This window comes from Colwellia maritima (genome assembly GCF_022669015.1).
GTDB classification, from domain to species: Bacteria; Pseudomonadota; Gammaproteobacteria; order Enterobacterales; family Alteromonadaceae; genus Colwellia; species Colwellia maritima.
The window spans coordinates 300,755-317,080 of the sequence record NZ_JAKKSL010000002.1 but is presented as its reverse complement, the minus strand read 5'-3'; the positions used below and the strand labels follow the sequence as shown (position 1 = coordinate 317,080).

Annotated in this window: 15 protein-coding genes and 3 pseudogenes; 9 read left to right on the top strand and 9 right to left on the bottom strand. The window is 36.8% G+C overall.

Going from position 1 to position 16,326, the window contains the following annotated elements; genetic code table 11:
• Positions 1–201 precede the first annotated feature (201 nt).
• The gene (locus L3081_RS11545) at positions 202–2,622 is read right to left on the bottom strand and encodes a zinc-dependent metalloprotease (RefSeq protein ID WP_242286263.1); all 2,421 of its coding nucleotides are present in this window, start codon (positions 2,620–2,622) and stop codon (positions 202–204) included.
• 765 nt (positions 2,623–3,387) lie between these two features.
• Here L3081_RS11545 and L3081_RS11540 point away from each other — a divergent pair.
• Together L3081_RS11540 and L3081_RS11535 are read left to right on the top strand one after the other, a co-directional pair.
• A pseudogene (locus tag L3081_RS11540) lies at positions 3,388–4,879 on the top strand (SulP family inorganic anion transporter).
• A 10-nt stretch (positions 4,880–4,889) separates the two neighbouring features.
• On the top strand, positions 4,890–5,741 hold the full coding sequence (locus L3081_RS11535) for a universal stress protein (protein ID WP_242286261.1): 852 nt from the start codon (positions 4,890–4,892) through the stop codon (positions 5,739–5,741).
• Between the two features lie 87 nt (positions 5,742–5,828).
• On the opposite strand, the gene L3081_RS28245 is transcribed toward L3081_RS11535, so the two are convergent.
• The 3 genes from L3081_RS28245 to L3081_RS28235 all read right to left on the bottom strand — a co-directional run bounded on the left by L3081_RS28245 (position 5,829) and on the right by L3081_RS28235 (position 8,184).
• On the bottom strand, positions 5,829–6,965 hold the full coding sequence (locus tag L3081_RS28245) for an alkaline phosphatase D family protein (protein WP_338027307.1): 1,137 nt from the start codon (positions 6,963–6,965) through the stop codon (positions 5,829–5,831).
• Positions 6,928–7,545: a hypothetical protein gene (locus L3081_RS28240; protein WP_338027306.1), complete on the bottom strand. Its 618-nt coding sequence runs from the start codon at positions 7,543–7,545 to the stop codon at positions 6,928–6,930. Before L3081_RS28240 ends, L3081_RS28245 begins: the two co-directional genes overlap by 38 nt.
• Before the next feature lie 117 nt (positions 7,546–7,662).
• On the bottom strand, positions 7,663–8,184 hold the full coding sequence (locus L3081_RS28235; protein ID WP_338027305.1) for a hypothetical protein: 522 nt from the start codon (positions 8,182–8,184) through the stop codon (positions 7,663–7,665).
• Positions 8,185–8,620: 436 nt separating this feature from the next.
• Here L3081_RS28235 and L3081_RS11525 point away from each other — a divergent pair, with 436 nt between their 5' ends.
• From L3081_RS11525 to L3081_RS11505, 6 genes and pseudogenes are all read left to right on the top strand, one after another.
• On the top strand, positions 8,621–8,989 hold the full coding sequence (locus L3081_RS11525; protein ID WP_242286259.1) for a hypothetical protein: 369 nt from the start codon (positions 8,621–8,623) through the stop codon (positions 8,987–8,989).
• Complete coding sequence (locus L3081_RS11520; RefSeq protein WP_242286258.1) at positions 8,982–9,341, top strand: FG-GAP-like repeat-containing protein; 360 nt, start codon at positions 8,982–8,984, stop codon at positions 9,339–9,341. The genes L3081_RS11525 and L3081_RS11520 overlap by 8 nt, the downstream gene beginning before the upstream one ends.
• A gap of 50 nt (positions 9,342–9,391) precedes the next feature.
• Positions 9,392–10,135 (top strand): FG-GAP repeat domain-containing protein, encoded by a 744-nt coding sequence (locus L3081_RS11515; protein WP_242286256.1) that lies wholly within the window; start codon positions 9,392–9,394, stop codon positions 10,133–10,135.
• Between the two features lie 23 nt (positions 10,136–10,158).
• Positions 10,159–11,022, top strand: coding sequence for an ASPIC/UnbV domain-containing protein (locus L3081_RS11510; protein WP_242286255.1), 864 nt, complete (start codon positions 10,159–10,161; stop codon positions 11,020–11,022).
• Positions 11,019–11,093: pseudogene (locus L3081_RS29055) on the top strand (hypothetical protein); the annotation flags it as partial. The gene L3081_RS11510 and the pseudogene L3081_RS29055, both read left to right, overlap by 4 nt.
• Positions 11,094–11,435: 342 nt before the next feature.
• Positions 11,436–11,582 carry a hypothetical protein gene (locus tag L3081_RS11505; protein ID WP_242286253.1) on the top strand — a complete coding sequence of 49 codons (147 nt, stop codon included), beginning with the start codon at positions 11,436–11,438 and terminating at the stop codon, positions 11,580–11,582.
• Positions 11,583–11,662: 80 nt separating this feature from the next.
• Here the strand turns inward: L3081_RS11505 and L3081_RS11500 are convergent, their stop codons facing one another.
• Positions 11,663–12,169, bottom strand: a complete 507-nt coding sequence (locus tag L3081_RS11500; RefSeq protein ID WP_242286251.1) for a GNAT family N-acetyltransferase — start codon at positions 12,167–12,169, stop codon at positions 11,663–11,665.
• A 219-nt stretch (positions 12,170–12,388) separates the two neighbouring features.
• On the opposite strand from L3081_RS11500, the pseudogene L3081_RS11495 reads away from it, so the two are divergent.
• Positions 12,389–12,596 (top strand): annotated as a pseudogene (locus tag L3081_RS11495) (hypothetical protein).
• A gap of 31 nt (positions 12,597–12,627) precedes the next feature.
• Here the strand turns inward: L3081_RS11495 and L3081_RS11490 are convergent.
• The 4 genes from L3081_RS11490 to L3081_RS11475 all read right to left on the bottom strand — a co-directional run bounded on the left by L3081_RS11490 (position 12,628) and on the right by L3081_RS11475 (position 16,292).
• On the bottom strand, positions 12,628–14,124 hold the full coding sequence (locus L3081_RS11490; RefSeq protein ID WP_242286249.1) for a CRTAC1 family protein: 1,497 nt from the start codon (positions 14,122–14,124) through the stop codon (positions 12,628–12,630).
• Positions 14,108–14,575: an FG-GAP repeat domain-containing protein gene (locus tag L3081_RS11485; protein ID WP_242286247.1), complete on the bottom strand. Its 468-nt coding sequence runs from the start codon at positions 14,573–14,575 to the stop codon at positions 14,108–14,110. Before L3081_RS11485 ends, L3081_RS11490 begins: the two co-directional genes overlap by 17 nt.
• Before the next feature lie 258 nt (positions 14,576–14,833).
• Positions 14,834–15,460 (bottom strand): sulfatase/phosphatase domain-containing protein, encoded by a 627-nt coding sequence (locus L3081_RS11480; RefSeq protein WP_242286245.1) that lies wholly within the window; start codon positions 15,458–15,460, stop codon positions 14,834–14,836.
• Complete coding sequence (locus tag L3081_RS11475; protein ID WP_242286243.1) at positions 15,417–16,292, bottom strand: sulfatase-like hydrolase/transferase; 876 nt, start codon at positions 16,290–16,292, stop codon at positions 15,417–15,419. Before L3081_RS11475 ends, L3081_RS11480 begins: the two co-directional genes overlap by 44 nt.
• Positions 16,293–16,326: the final 34 nt, after the last annotated feature.

The following is a 16,326-nucleotide window of genomic DNA, read 5'->3' as shown; positions in this document are numbered from 1 at the left end:
GAGTGAAAGGTTAGTAAAAACATTTTTTCATGCAAATTACATAATCTTCGACTTTAGTTTGTTTTATGCACAGTCAACAATAAATTAAACAATCACCAAACATCTCAACTAAAAAGAAGATTTATCATGGATAGCCTGATAAGTTTTTCGCCTTCCGTACTATGTCGTTTTTTATGCCTTTTTTGTGTTTTTTGTTTTGCATTAATTACCTATTGGTGAGCCTGGCGGCATATCAATAGTAGATATTGGTGTTGCTAGTTTTCCTTGCGCTAGGCTGAACGTAATTTGGCTTTTTAATAAATTAAATTGAGCGGCCATAGATTTGTATTTTTTCGCGCGACTATTTGTTGCTAATAATTCTTTCAAGTCATTAAGTGTGGCATACACTTCTGCTCTTACTTCTGTTACCAATTCTTGGTTATGCCAGAGCGAAAGTAAATGCTCAACAACCTGCTGATTCACCCGTTGCTGAACTAACAATGACAAACCAGATTCAGGTAATACTTTAAAACTATGCGAAATAATTTGCTCAAACAAGTTTGCAACAGACGGAATTGTACTTTCCATAACGGCTTGTTGTTGTAAACGCGTTAAACGTTGTGCATTAAAAAGCAATGATAGTGTTTTCTTGACACTAGCTTCCGCCGCATAAATAGGATCAAAAGTTAGCCCTGTATTACTTTTAAAGCTTTCTCTCGTTTTACTATATCCGTAAGCTTTGGGTGGTATTAACTTCACTATATGCACTGGTAACGTTAACTCTTCAGGGCTTATGCTTTGTAATAATGCCGCAATAGCTTGTTGCTGCGTTTTACCATCTACCCAACGCATTGGGCTCTGCTTTTCTTGCGTTTTAACTTGGTAACTATAATCAACGCCCGCTATTAATTTCGCTGCAGCTTCAACTTGGTAGCGATGAAAATTGTATATGGGTGCTAGCACCTCTTCTAATTCAGATAACGGGGTATTTAAAGGAATGCTATTTAAACCAAAGTTGGCCAATGCTTTCTTTCTTATGGTTAACATTCGTGTTAATTCTAAGGCTGCATTTTCACCGTTGTCCCATAAATGTCCTGTATTATGTGCACTAGAACTTGATCTGGCGTCAGGGTCTGAAACATAAAGCAGCCCTTTGTTTTTCGCTGTATTTATTACAGTATCTAAATAGGCTTGTTCTTTGTCAGCCATCACATCTGAATAACCATATGCAATAACATGTTTATCCCATACGCCAATTTTATCATCGTACGCATTTGATAAGTCAATTTCACCATCTATCAAGTTAATTAGTGGGTGTGGGTAATCCATCACTGACGCCCGATCATTGACACTGGCAGCAAAATTATGTGCTATGCCTAACGTATGACCAACCTCATGCGCTGATAGTTGTCGAATACGCGCTAAAGCCATTTCTTTCATTTGACTTGTGTCAGTATTTTTACCGGTGAAGGGAGAGGTTAACCCCAGTGCGATAAGATAGTCTTGTCGTACTCTAAGCGAGCCTAGCGTAACATGGCCTTTAATAATTTCGCCAGTTCTTGGGTCTATAACTGAAGAGCCATAGGACCCGACACGTGTTGCACGATGCACCCATTGAATTACGTTATACCGTATATCCATAGGGTCGGCATCTTCGGGTAATATTTTCACTTGAAATGCATTTTTATATCCTATTTCTTCAAAAGCTTTAACCCACCAACGCGCACCATCTAAAAGTGCTCCTTTTATTGGCTCTGGCACTCCTGGATCGATGTAATAAATAATAGGGTCAACGGCTTCACTCATTGCCGCGCTAGGTGTTTTTTTGGCTAAACGATGGCGAGGAATAAAACGTTTAATCAATGGTTCATCAATAGCACTGGCATAATCAGCGTAGCTTTCTGCCCAATATCCGCTATATGGATGAAAGACTCTTGGTTTGTATTTATCATCAGGTAATTTAATTAATGAGTGATGTAAGTTGACAGTGAATGCTTTAGCATCTGGACTAACACTTCGTAAGTATTGACCTGCATCGCTTCCTTTAAACGTTACCGTTGCCTCTAATTCTGTATTATTTGGAAATGCTTTGCTGCGCGATTGATAAACAAAACTTCTACTCTCATCAATTGAGAATTTGCCTTCTTTGCCTTTAGCAAGTGTATCTGTAATGTTATGGATATCAGAAAGTAAAAAAGGTGTGTAATCAATAATCACTTGTTCACGTGTATTATCTTCACTTTCAATGGTGAAACCCCATATAATTGATGAGGCAAATGCTTCATCGACTGCCTGTTTTTCTAATGGATTGTCAGAGTTAGCGCGATAATAGGTATTAAGTTGCCTAAGAACAACCTTACTGCCAACGCGTTCAAACCGAGCTAATCGTGTTGCACCTAATTGCCCTCGGTCAAGACCTATATCATTAGAGCCAATCCCTTTAGGTAGGCTACTTTGAAAAAGAAAATCTTGATTAAACTTGTCTATTTGTAAATATACTTTGCCGGTTACTTCATCTAAATAAAAAGTGAAATACCCCTTTTGAATTGTTTTGTTAGCAGTAAAGTCAGTAAAATTTGTGTTCGCTTGCACGGTAAAAATAACACTAAGTAAAATTAGTGACAAAAGCCGAACGAATTTCATATAAATCCTTATTCTATAAATATAGTTGTATTTTATTCTGAATACAGACAGTTTATCGTTATAATAACGGTATTATTAAGTTTTAAAGAAATAATAATAGCGTTTTAAACGCACCTGCTGCTAGTTATGTATTTACACTAGCGAAGCATAATATAAAATATACAAAACAACAAAAGTTTATTCGGAAGTATCATGAAACGACTCGTGCCGGCTTTAAGAGCAAACAATGTTTCTTTAGATCTAATTTCATTAATTAAAACCATTCTCGTTGCTACAAGTTGCTACAAAAGGTTGATAAAACCTTTTTTCACGCAAATTACATAATTTACGTCTTGGCTGTATTTATGCACAGACAACATCAATATGAAATAAAGTCAAACTTAACTTAATAAAGAATAAAAACGTAGTTTTATCGGTTGATTTATAACCCTAGACATAACCGATAACAGATCTATAAGTTGTGAATAGCAAAACACAATAAAAAACTAAAAATATAAACATAACCAATTGAATAACAAAACAAACAATAACAATTAACCGTAAACAACACGCGAGTATTGGGTTGTAATACACCGTATATTTGTATATTATTCATCTAAATTTTTATTGTCTGGAGTTAACCTTGATCTTTACGCCACCCTAGACTTATTTCTTTCCTATTAGCTCGTTTATACTGAGCATTCAGCTCGTATATTACGCGATCCACTTGCGTTTACGCTTTATTCATTCCTCACATTTGAGGACTTAAAAACTAGGTTGTTTAGCATGTTCGAACACGTTAAAAGAGACTGGCTCTCTAATATTCGTGGTGATGTTCTTGCGGGTATTGTTGTGGCCTTAGCCCTTATTCCCGAAGCCATTGCCTTTTCTATTATTGCAGGTGTTGATCCCAAAGTGGGACTTTATGCCTCTTTCTGTATCGCTGTGATTATTGCTGTTGTTGGTGGACGGCCTGGAATGATTTCTGCTGCTACGGGTGCAATGGCACTTTTAATGGTTACGTTAGTTAAAGACCATGGGCTTGAATACTTGCTAGCAGCCACATTATTAACGGGTGTATTACAAATATTTGCCGCTTTTTAAGGCTTGGTGAATTAATGCGTTTTGTTTCGCGCTCAGTGGTTACGGGTTTTGTTAATGCGTTAGCTATTTTAATATTTATGGCACAATTACCTGAATTAACCAATGTAACCTGGCATGTATATGCCATGACAGCAACGGGACTAGGTATTATTTATCTCTTCCCCTATGTACCTAAAGTGGGCAAGGTATTACCCTCTCCACTGGTGTGTATTGTGAGTTTAACCATTTTTTCTATGATTATTGGATTAGATATTCGTACCGTAGGTGATATGGGCGAATTACCTGACACCTTACCTATTTTTTTATGGCCTGATATTCCCCTTACGCTAGAAACACTAACAATCATTTTCCCTTACTCGGTAGGCCTTGCTATTGTTGGTTTACTTGAATCCATGATGACAGCGACCATTGTAGATGATTTAACCGATACGACTAGCGACAGAAACAAGGAATGTAAAGGCCAAGGCCTTGCTAATATTGGCGCAGGTTTATTTGGTGGCATGGCAGGTTGTGCCATGATAGGTCAATCTATCATTAATGTGAAATCTGGTGGTCGAGGACGACTTTCTACCTTTATTGCTTTGGTGCTTTTCTGCCGGTAATGGTTGTATTTCTTGATGAATGGTTAAAACAAATTCCGATGGCAGCATTGGTTGCCGTAATGATTATGGTTTCCATAGGTACTTTTTCATGGTCATCAATAACAGATTTAGGTAAACATCCGCTATCCTCAAATATTGTTATGATCACAACAGTGGTGGTTGTGGTGGTAACGCACAATTTAGCGATGGGTGTCTTGATGGGTGTATTGTTAGCGACCTTATTTTTTGCTAATAAAATTGGCCGTTTTATGGCGGTTAAGTCACATTTCTCCCCTGAAGAAAATAAGCGTACTTATAAAGTGGTAGGACAAATTTTCTTCGCTTCGGCTGAACAATTTATTGCATCATTTGACTTTAAAGAAGCAGCAAGTCATGTTGTTATTGATTTAACCGATGCTCACTTTTGGGATATTACCTCCGTGTCATCGTTAGATAAAGTGGTAATTAAGTTCCGCCGTGAAGGGGCTACGGTGAATATTATCGGTATGAATGAAGCGACTGAAACGGTAGTAGATAAATTTGGCGTGCACAACGATCCAAATGAAGTAGACAAACTACTGGGTGGACATTAAGGAGATAACAATGAATAAAATTATTACCTGTATAGATGGCTCTTCTATCACCCAGTCAGTGGCTGACGCGGGAATTTGGGCTGCAAAAAAACTCAATGAAACCCTTTGTTTTTTACATACCATAGAAAAAGAGCAACAACATGGTGCCGATGATTTTACCGGAACTATTGGTTTAGGGGCACGTTCTAGCTTATTAAAAGAAATGACCAAGCTAGATGAGCAAAAAAGTAAAATAGCATTGCAATTAGGATCAGAGTTACTTGAATTCGTTGCTTCATCCGCTAAAACGTCTGGTATTGAGCACATAGAAACACTGCAGCGCCATGGCGATGTTGTGGAAGCCTTATTAGATTTAGAAAAAGACACTCGGCTGATTGTTATCGGTCGAAGCGGTTTACAGCACAATAGTGATTTTAAAGCGTTAGGATCTCATATTGAAACGCTATTAAGAAAATCTGCACAACCTGTGTTTATTGTTCCAAAGACGTTTTCGGCCCCAAAATCTTTTATGATTGCCTATGATGGCCGAGCATCTGCCGAAAGAGCATTACAAAAAGTGCTCGATTCTGGCCTATTAAATGGCGTTGATTGTCATTTAGTGTCAGTAAAAAATAACGAACCGGCTTTAATGAGTAAATTTGAAAGCGCCAAAATAAAACTACAGACAAAAGGCTTTACCGTTACCACTGCATTTTTAGAGGGCAATATTAACGAAGCATTGATGACCTATCAAAAAAGCCATGATATTGAACTCGTCATCATGGGAGCATTTGGACATTCTAAAATTAGACAATTTTTTGTTGGTAGTAATACTATGAAAATGTTAGAAAAAACACCAGTACCACTGATAGTGTTGCGATAGTAATTTAACATAAAATTTATAATAAAAAAGGAAAGTCATCACGGCTTTCCTTTTTCGTTTTAAGTAACAAAATACGTAAATTAAGTATTAACCTATAATATTTTCACCCTTATTTTCTTTTTGATGAATGGTTATTGGCCAACCTTCATATTGATTGTTTGGGTTTGAATCAGTTACATCAACCAAAAACTTATACGCATCCAAAGTATATGTTTTAGCTTGAGTGTCGAAGGTGATAAAGCCAAAACCACTGGCCTTTTCATGGGCTTTAACATAACGATTTTTCGCTGTGCTATAAATAGGGTTTGCAACCGCATAAACATAGTTTTTATTTCCAAAACTATCTTGATATTCTCCGGTGTTATCTAATCCGTGTGTTGGTCTGTTTTTATACAACAAATCAACGCTATCAGGCTTCCACCAACGTTGCCACCCTACCGCGATTGCAGGAGCACAAAATGCCCAATTACTATCACGAGATTTATCAAGCCCATATTGAGAAACACTGGCTAAATGTGTGTCACCGCAAATATGTAATGCCATCGATTCATGTATTGCTTCTACTGCCCTATTTCGTCCCGATGCAGGCCAACCGTCACTATCAAAATCATATTTAAGATAAAAATCTGGATTTGCTTGATGTGTTGCAAGGGCGGCAAAAATAGTCTGACTTAATAGTGCTTTAAGTTCATGGCCTCGCCAGTCTTTACTCCATTTTGCTAAAAAATTTTCTTGCTTTTTACCTAATAAATTAAGATTTGGATCATCATAAGTCGGATTAAATACGTTTGGATCTTCTTCTTGCCCTGATGTACCAACAATAATGTTTAAGTTCTCTGGCCCACTTTTCCACTGTCTATCCGCAACAATTGCAAAACCCACGTTGCCATAAATTATTTCACCATGATAGACACTTAATCCCCACGAGGCCGGAGTTGGGTCAACCGGATCCATGTGATGAGCGGTATTCGTACGATGAACCACATTTACCATCCGAATAGGTTCAATATAACCACCTGATTTATCTACATGATTATTTGCCGGCGCCTCTTGTGGCATAGGTGCGCCCGCCTCCCCCCATAAATTACCTTGCAATACATCGTGATCGTCTGGCAAACAAATAGTGGGTTGATTACGCATTGCCTCGCGGAATGCCCAACCAAATTGATAATACTTACGCAGATAATTAAGTATAGCCAAGCTTGCTTGGTGCTCGTACAACACCAAAACCACCGTGTGATTCATACAATTGATCACCAGAGAAAAACACCAAATCAGGTTTCATTTTTACAACATTGTCTGCGACAGGTGCGTAAGGAAAAGCATAATCATTTTGACAAGTTAATGATGCCATACGCAATTTTTTGCCAACGGGATTTGCTTGAATATTACCCAAATAAATATCAAGGTTTTCACTACCATCACGCTGTTTTTCGAGGTATACAACGCGATAAGGTGTTACTACTGTTTCATTCCAATTTGGCACGCGGAAAGTTGCCACCCAAGCATCAGGATCTAATTTTTCAGTCGCCAATGTTGTCCAAGCACCATTTTTAATAACTTGCAAACTTATGGTGTTATTGTCATATACTCCCATTGGACCAGTAAACGCACTGAGGTTCATCACAAAACCTTCTTCGCTTCGTGAATCACTCAAGGTATACATGGTCCATAAAATAGGACCAAATTTTTGTTGCTCATTCACTGAAAACGCTTCGCCTTGCATTATCCAGTCACTAAATCGATATCGACAACCTAATTTATCTTCAGGGGCATTAGGAATGTCCAGTGTTTGGTATAGCAAAATTACTGACTAATGCGATATTGCCACGTAATTCATCAACCGAGGCTAACTGCTCCAGTTGACCAATTACTTGATTAGTGTCGGCAAAACTTGCGGTTAAGGACAGTATTACAGCACCTAGGCGGGTTTTGCAATCAACTGCAATTTTATGTCATTATCATTAATACTATCGCTTAATGCTGTACTTTTATCTCCTAACACTAACTCATTATTTTTAATTCCAAGATCATAACCACTTTGTTCAAAACAGTTACTTCGATATTCGTTTATATCACTGCGAGCACCTAAACGAATACCAAGACCACCATCGTTTTTATTTTCTTCTAAGCGTTGAATAACAACAGATACTTCGAAATTTTTTGTAAAATCAGCCAATTGATGGGTTAATGAGTGAATACTACGATTGCCTCCACGAGATACACATTCAGCAGCACCATTTTTTACACACCAGTTTTCCATGGGGTTAGCCCAAAACTCGCCACCTAACCATACTCGGTCGTGGGTATTTGCCCAATTATCTTTTACAGCCAAAATGCCATTTTTGATAGACGATGCCTTTTTACGGTCCACTGACGAATGAGGGTTTGATAAATTTGTGCAACTACTCACCCCTGTTGCTGCAACCCCAAAGAGCAACAAACTTTAAAACCGATCGGCGTGAAATGTTTTTATCCATAATGTAACTCATGTATTTATGCGCTTTAATTGTGACCACAACATACTACACAAATTGTAAACAATCAACAATAAACAGTTCGATGATTTAACGCCGGACTACCACCACATTTATAGGTATAAATTGTAAACAATAAATAATAAACAATAAGTTTAAATTAAACATGATATATAAAAACACCCCCTTTCAAATCACTAAATACATTTGGTTTTTTTTATGTGCGCTCACATTAACTGCCTGTGATAACTCAACAGTAATCTCCCATAATACAGTGGTTAAACCGAATGAGCCGGTAACCATAAATTACTCCGCGAGTGGTAGTTTATTAAAAAAATTAATATTCATCTAAATAACCCTGGAACCTATGCACAACTTAGTTTATATGAAAATGACATTTTATTGATAGACAACTTAAACGTGCCATCAAAGGGGCAGCATACCTTAAATGCACTTGTGCAATTTAGTACCTTAGGTGATATTAATTTAACGTTAAAAACAACTAATGCAGCCTTAACCATAGAAAGCTTAACGTTAGAAGACGTGAATGACTTCTCTATACCTTCCTATAAAGACATTTCAGTTAAAGCGGGGATCGATAAAGTTAGTTCACTTAAATATGGCGGCCCAACCATTGCTGATATTGATCACGATGGGGATTATGACTTTATCGTCAATAATCATAATAAAGAAACCAAACTGTATTGGAACAATGGTAATGGTACAGTGACCAAACACAATAAAAACCTATCGCGCTTGGTTTATGCATGATTTACATGGCACAGCAATGGGTGATTATGATAACGACGGTGATCTAGACCTTGTATTAACTATGGGTGGTGGTAATGGCACTAACCCATCTAAGGCGCTTTTTTATACTAACAAAAACGGAAAACTAGTTCTTAATACCGGCGATGTTAACATTGACAAAGGTGGCAGAGGTCGAGGTGCAAAATGGTCAGATATGGATCTTGATGGCGATCTGGATTTAATGCTGATTAATGAAGCAAGTCTTAAGCATGCTAAACCTCAACATTTTTTTTATAAAAATTTAGGTGACGGCACATTTGAATATACATCGGTAGGCAAGGGTTACAAGATCAAGAGCCATCTCGCGCGCTAATCACTGATATTAATAACGACAATATAGACGATATTATTCTTTATAGTCCGTTGTCTATTTGGCAAGGCAACGGTAACTTTACTTTTACTGATATAACAGAGCAAATTCCTGGAAATATTGCCCAAATGAGTAATATTATGGCACTAACGGATATTGATATAGATAACGATGGCGATCTTGACTTGTACCTCGCTAGAGGCAAAGTTTTTGAACATGGTTTTGGCGAAGCACCTTCAGTTGACCATGACCCAATAACAAAAGAATTTTCGATAAAACCTCGTGGTTACAAAGGGGTGGATAAATTTGAATTTACTACCAACGACACAATAAAGTTTCATCAATATAACTACTTAACTCAAGGCGTTTTCAAGGGTAAAGATTACCCAATCTATTTAGGCAGAAAAAAATCTGCATTTGTACTTTCTCCAGGTGAAGAATTCAATATTGAAGCGACAAACGCGCAAGGTTGGCCTGACGATATCTCAGCGAATGGTGTGTATTTTGGTTACGTTGGAGATAACGATAACGGTACTAAACAGTGGAAAGCCGCGTTAGTACGTAACGATAATATTTTTTGGACTTTTAAATTTAGTTTGTCAGGTGTTAACAACGTAAATCTTGAATTTGAACCTGAAAATAGAAATATTTCTGACGTATTATTGCGCAATGACAATGGTAAATTTGTTGATGTAACAAAAGCATGGAATATTCCTTCTGGCGGCAATGCATTAGGTGTAACTACAGGTGATTTCAATAACGACAGTTATCAAGACTTATTTGTATATCGGGGTTAATCGGTAAAAGAATCTCTGATTTCATGTTATTAAACACAGGTAAAGGACATTTTGAAACAGTCACTATGCATGGCGCTAATGATGTTGGCGGACCAGGTAATGGTGATATGGGTCAGGCTTTTGATTTTGATCTAGATGGCGATCTTGATTTACTCAATGGTAGCGAAGATGGTGAATGGTATTTGTATGCTAATGATGAAATAAATCTCAACAATTCTTCCCCTACTACAAACACTGAGCAGAATAATAATCATTATGCACTTGTCAAAGTTGGATATTCGCCAACATCTAACATAGATCCTATTTCTGCAGAAGTTATTGTTAAAACGTCTACAAAAGAGTATCGCAAACGCGTTGGCTCAGCAGGTGCTATTTTTTCACAAAGTTTACTAAATATCGTCCATTTTGGACTTGGAACAGAAACTTTAATTGAAAGTATCAAGGTAAGGTGGCGAAATGGTGAAACTGTTGTAATTGAAAATAAAAAAGCCAATCAACTCTTTGCTACAGACAAGGTAGATCCAGACGTTATTAACATAACAACACCGATACAAGAAATTCGTCAAGGCACATCAATTAAATTATCTACTGATATTCAACCCAAAAATGCGAATCAAAGTATAATATGGTCTTCAAGTAACAAGTCCATCGTCACTATTGATAAGCATGGTGTACTATCCGCGACAGGTTCGATTAACGATACTGCAAGCAATATCGTTGACCAAACAGCAACGATTACCGCGACAAGTCCTGCCAATAACTTGTCAACTAGTAATGAAGTTCGTGTGGTTAAATGGTATCCAAAACCCATAGAATCCGTCGCTATAAAAACCAATAAGTTACATTTAGTTGCTTTGGAAACACGCTACAACTCAACACTACAATAACGCCTGAATTTCCAGATAACGCTAAGTTACATTGGACAAGCACTAACGAGGACATTGCCACAGTTACCCCCAACGGTAATGTCACTGCCATCACTGCCGGTACAGTCACAATTAAGGCTACATCACAAAGTGATGAACGTATTCAAGATGAAATTCAACTGACAGTAGCACCTTTAATTAAACCTTACATTGAAATTGTTGATGCAGATAAAATCAAGAACACTGCCTTTAAGGTTGGAGACAATATAAAATTAACGGCGAATTATCATGCGGGTATAGATAACCATGTTATCTCCGCTGATGAAGGTGGCATACGTTATTGGTTACGCGAGTTCAAGTATAAATGGATACCCGCTAAAGACATCATTAAAACAGATGCGAGCGCGTTAAATACTGAATCAGGTAGCTCAAGTATGACCTTTTCACTTGAAGGGTTAACACCAACAGCTGAACTGCCGACAGGTCACTTTTATTATCTAAATGTTTCATTTACCTCCAGTAATGGCGATATGTATAACAATCATATCTACCCTATTACTATTATTAGTAATGATAAATAATAATTAAAATCTGTAAAACAAAAGCAGTGTAACTTTTACACTGCTATTTTATATTCAACATCAAAATTAACGAGTGTGATTTAAGATTGGTATTCATATAAGTTGTTTTGTAAACCATAGAGTTCTTGGGTTCCTATTAAAGTGAAACCAACCTTTTTTAATAGGTTGTTAGAGCTATGATTGTCACGTGAGGTTAATGCCAAAACAGTTTGTAAAGAATAAGTATCAACCTCTTCTTTAAGTATAAAATTCGCCGCCTCGTTTGCATATCCACACCCCCAAAATTCAGGTAAAAAAGCATAACCTAAGTCAGGATAATCTAACTCAGCTCGTTTAAGTAAACCACACATACCTATTGGCGGGCCTGAATGTTTTAAGTGCACGAGTTTTAAACCGAACCCATGTGTTTGATAACTAGCAATAGGACCTTGGATTAGATAGTTGATCGCATCAGCATTCGTACGTACATTTTTATCGGCTATATAACGAATGAAAGATTCTTCATTTAATAATTTAACAATAAACTCTGCATCATCGAGGTTGAATGGTCTGATAACCAATCTATCTGTTTCAACTATTCCTTTCATGCAACTCCCTACTTTTCACGATTAACTTAACAGGATTAACTTTTCAGCGTTAACTTAGCAGGAATATTTTATCTGGGAAAGTATAATTAGATTCAACAAAAATTCAGTTTACAAAACAATATTAAATAGTGCAGTCAACTATTTATTAAACACTAGGGTCTGTTGATCTTTCGCGGTTAAATTTTATTCGAGATAAAAACGTTTTAATCGCGGCGAGTAGTGTGTAGCCTAGTCATTCTAAGCAAATACTACTCAACAAAGAGTAAAACGTTTTTAGCCGAATCCTTCGGACAGCGTTTGTTGGTCATTTTTACGGCGTTATCGCCTTTTTATGTGGAACAACCACATTACAAAGGCTCAGCCTTGTATAAATACCCAACAAAAATGCTGCAAAAACAATCTCGAAAGCTCAACAGCCCCTAGTTAACCACACAAAATATATCTTACTAATCAATCGTTTATTTTTTAGGATTAATATTTCCAATATTACTTATGTGATCACTTAACACATTGTTAAGAGTAATTTCACTACCATCACGCCACCGCACATTGACAGATTTCACCAGGTTGTCATTAGCTAAACCAAAATGAGCAATGTTTAATACACTTTGAGAATGTGATGCACTCGTAGAGCCTATAAGTTTTGTTTGCAGGCCAGAATCAGTAACTATCGTTACCTTTGCACCAAGAGGATCAATTCCAGTTGTTGAATAACCGATACGTGTGAGTAAAAAGTGATTATCATCCATCGGTGTGTTATTTTCATATAAGTGCCATAAGCCATTATCGTCATCACCACTCAACAAATCTATTTTACCATCTAAGTTGTAATCAAATGCCGTTCCCATATCACCATGAGAGTTTTGGCCTATTTCAGTTGTCGCATTTATCATCACTTGTGTTGTAAATGTTCCGTCTCCGTTATTAAGTAACATCACATCTGCGATACGTTCTTTTAGTTCACCAAATCGATAAACAAAAAAATCATTAAAGCCATCATTATTGAAATCGCCTGGGGTTACGCCCCAATTGTTATGATTGGTTTCTGGCGGTAAAACAGATGAAATATCAGTAAATTTGTTGCCATCGTTACGTAAAAGTACATCTTGAATGTTTCTGTTTTGTGGTGTCCAGTCTGGGGTATAATGAGTTAATCCTTTAATAGACGCTCGTACATCCCACGCAACATTATCTGTAAGCATCCATTCTAAGCGCCATGTACCATTACCTGTGTATCCTAAATACCATCCCGTTTTATCTATTTTCTCAGGGAAGCCTAATGCTTGCTTTTGGGTGATTTTAACGGTACTAACGGGTGTGTCAATTTCTGTTTTAGTGGCGCCTATAAACACAGGCATACTTTTTAACCGTCTCGCACGCGGAAAATGATAGAAGCCTGATAAGTCTATATCACTTTTTGCATGCAGCGTTATACCATCATGGCTTTTGTTGCCTTCATCACGAATATCTAATCTCCCTTCTTCCTTGTTAAACGATAGACTGTTGTTAGCAATAGTGTAAAGCAGTTTGCCTCTAGCAAAGTAATAATCTAAATCACCATCATTATCAATATCGGCTTGTGCAACTGATACAACGCCAGTGTAGTTATCTGATGCTTTGGGAAAATAATCTTCAGTTACGTTTTTAAAAGTAAAATCATTATTCCCTAACCATACACTTGCCTCTGCATAGGTGTTGAATGCAATCATGTCTGCAAAATTATCATTGTTAATATCCGTTATTAATACACGTTCTGCATCAATATCTTCAAATGTTGAATTTTTTCGATAAGTAAAGGTACTATCACCATTATTTTCAAATAAGATATTTCGTGGCGCTGCTTCATTCACCATTTTTTCAGCATTAATTTGTAAAAAATCTAAATCGCCATCATTATCCAAATCAACCCATCTTACTGAACGCCCACGAGCCCCCATTTTAGAAATACCGGCCAACCGTTACATCCACAAAATTGCCGTTATCGTTACGTAGTAAACGTTGTGGTTGAGGTGTTTTTCCGTTTCCTCCCCCCAACGAAATAAGTACGTCATTATCACCATCTAAATCATAATCACCTGCCGAAATACCATGCAAATCAGCCTTTTTAAAAATATCATTTTCACGTGTATAGGTATTATCACCGTTTGCCATAAACAAACGAATTGGCGTGGTATCATGATTTGTTAGGAGAAAATCGTAGTATCCATCGTTATTAATATCCGACACGGAAGGCCCTCCGTATTTCCAAGCAGGTTGTGAAATAAGACCTATCTGTTTAGAAACATCTATAAAGGAAATATCTGTATTTATCTTTTGGCTTTTATCTTGATTTACCGTACTAGATTGACACCCTGATAACACTGAGAGTGCAATAATAGAAACGACAAAGTGTTTTTTGGTTTTCATAAATAACCTTTTGACATATTGAAAACTATTAATTGTAAACAATACAACAATACATATAAATGAACAATATGTTCTCTTATAAAATCAACCTGTAAAATAAATATAAAAAAAGGGAGTAATCTATTGAATACTCCCTTTTTTTACTTTCAACAATAGCTATATACTCTGTTCTGACATTCTTTTACAGTAACTATTTTAGCTAACAGCTATCCTGTTAATTCATCGTTGTTACAATAAATTGACCATTAATATAATCGCTTAATATTTTCCTGTTGCCTTATACATTTGCATTTTTGAAGGACGAGGATTTCTTTTTCTATATTTAGTAATAGCCCCCGTTTCTCTATCAAAATCATCATGGGTTCTAAAACTTGGAATAAAATCGTTTGTTTGTTTTATCCATTGTTCTAGTGCTTCGCTATGCTCCATTAAAATATTTGAATATTCTTTATTGCTTGCTAAGTTATTTAACTCATAAGGATCACTTGTAAGATCGTATAGCTCTTCTTTAGGACGAGGTGCTAAAAATGGTCTTGACTGGGCGTTAGTTAAAGCTCCTTGCTTATTTAATCTAACAAGTTCTGCCCATGTTTTATGATATACAGTGTCTGCACTTGGAGTTGCAGGTAAATCGTTATAATTATTGCGAATGTAACGATATTTTTCTGATCGAACAGAGCGACCATGATCTTCAAAGTCATGCCAATTACGTTCAGAAAATGCATATTTTCTAAAAGGTGTATTTGGTGCTTTAAATAATGGCGTTAGTGTTTTACCTTCTAGTGTAGAAGATAGTTCAGCATTCGCTAAAGTAAGAAAGGTAGGCGCAATATCAATTGAACTAATGATACTTTTGCTGACTGTACCGGCAAAGAGAGATCCCATTAGGCCAATAAGCAATAAAAGGTGTTTTTACACCTGAATCATATAATGTTGCTTTATCTCGAGCATATGGCCTGCCGTTATCAGCAATAAATACAATTAATGTATTATCCGCTACTCCTTGGTTTTCTAATTTTTTAACAATTTGACCAACAACATAATCTAAACGAGACACTTCATTATAATAAGCGGCAAAGTCATTTAGGTATAATTCAGTTGCAGGATAATAAGGTGGCATTCTTACATCCTCTTGAGTGTATTTAACCGGATGTTCTCCTTCAAAAAAGGGTCTGTGTGCATCCCAAGAAGCTAACCAAAGAAAGAATGGTTTATCTTTAGGGCGTTCATCAAGTAAACCTAACCACTTATCAGTTCCTGAAGGTTCATCTTTACCGAAACGAGATTCATGAACAACATCAAACCGGTCAACAACTTCATCACCCAAGTGCCATTTACCTGCAGCAGCAGTCCAATAACCCGCCTCTTGTAACTTTTCACTAAAGGTTATTTGTGCAGCAGGTAACGCCCAATGTAGCTGTTCTGCATCAGTATTATGAGGATATCTGCCTGTGATGATACTTGAACGGCTAGGGCTACATGAACTAGCAGTCAAGTAGGCGTTGTCAAATTTCATTCCTTTTTCAGCCATTTTATCTAAATTAGGTGTTTTTACAGTTTCATGACCATACGCACCTAAATCATCCCAACTTAAATCATCAGCGATTACTAGTATGATATTTGGTTGTGTTTGTGCCTGAATTGAAAAAATAAAAACAAAACTTAACAAGCTAATAAGTTTTAATAAGGTTCGAAATGTATAAGGCTTTTTATTCATATTCATTGTCCTATTTACTGCGTACATTAGAAAT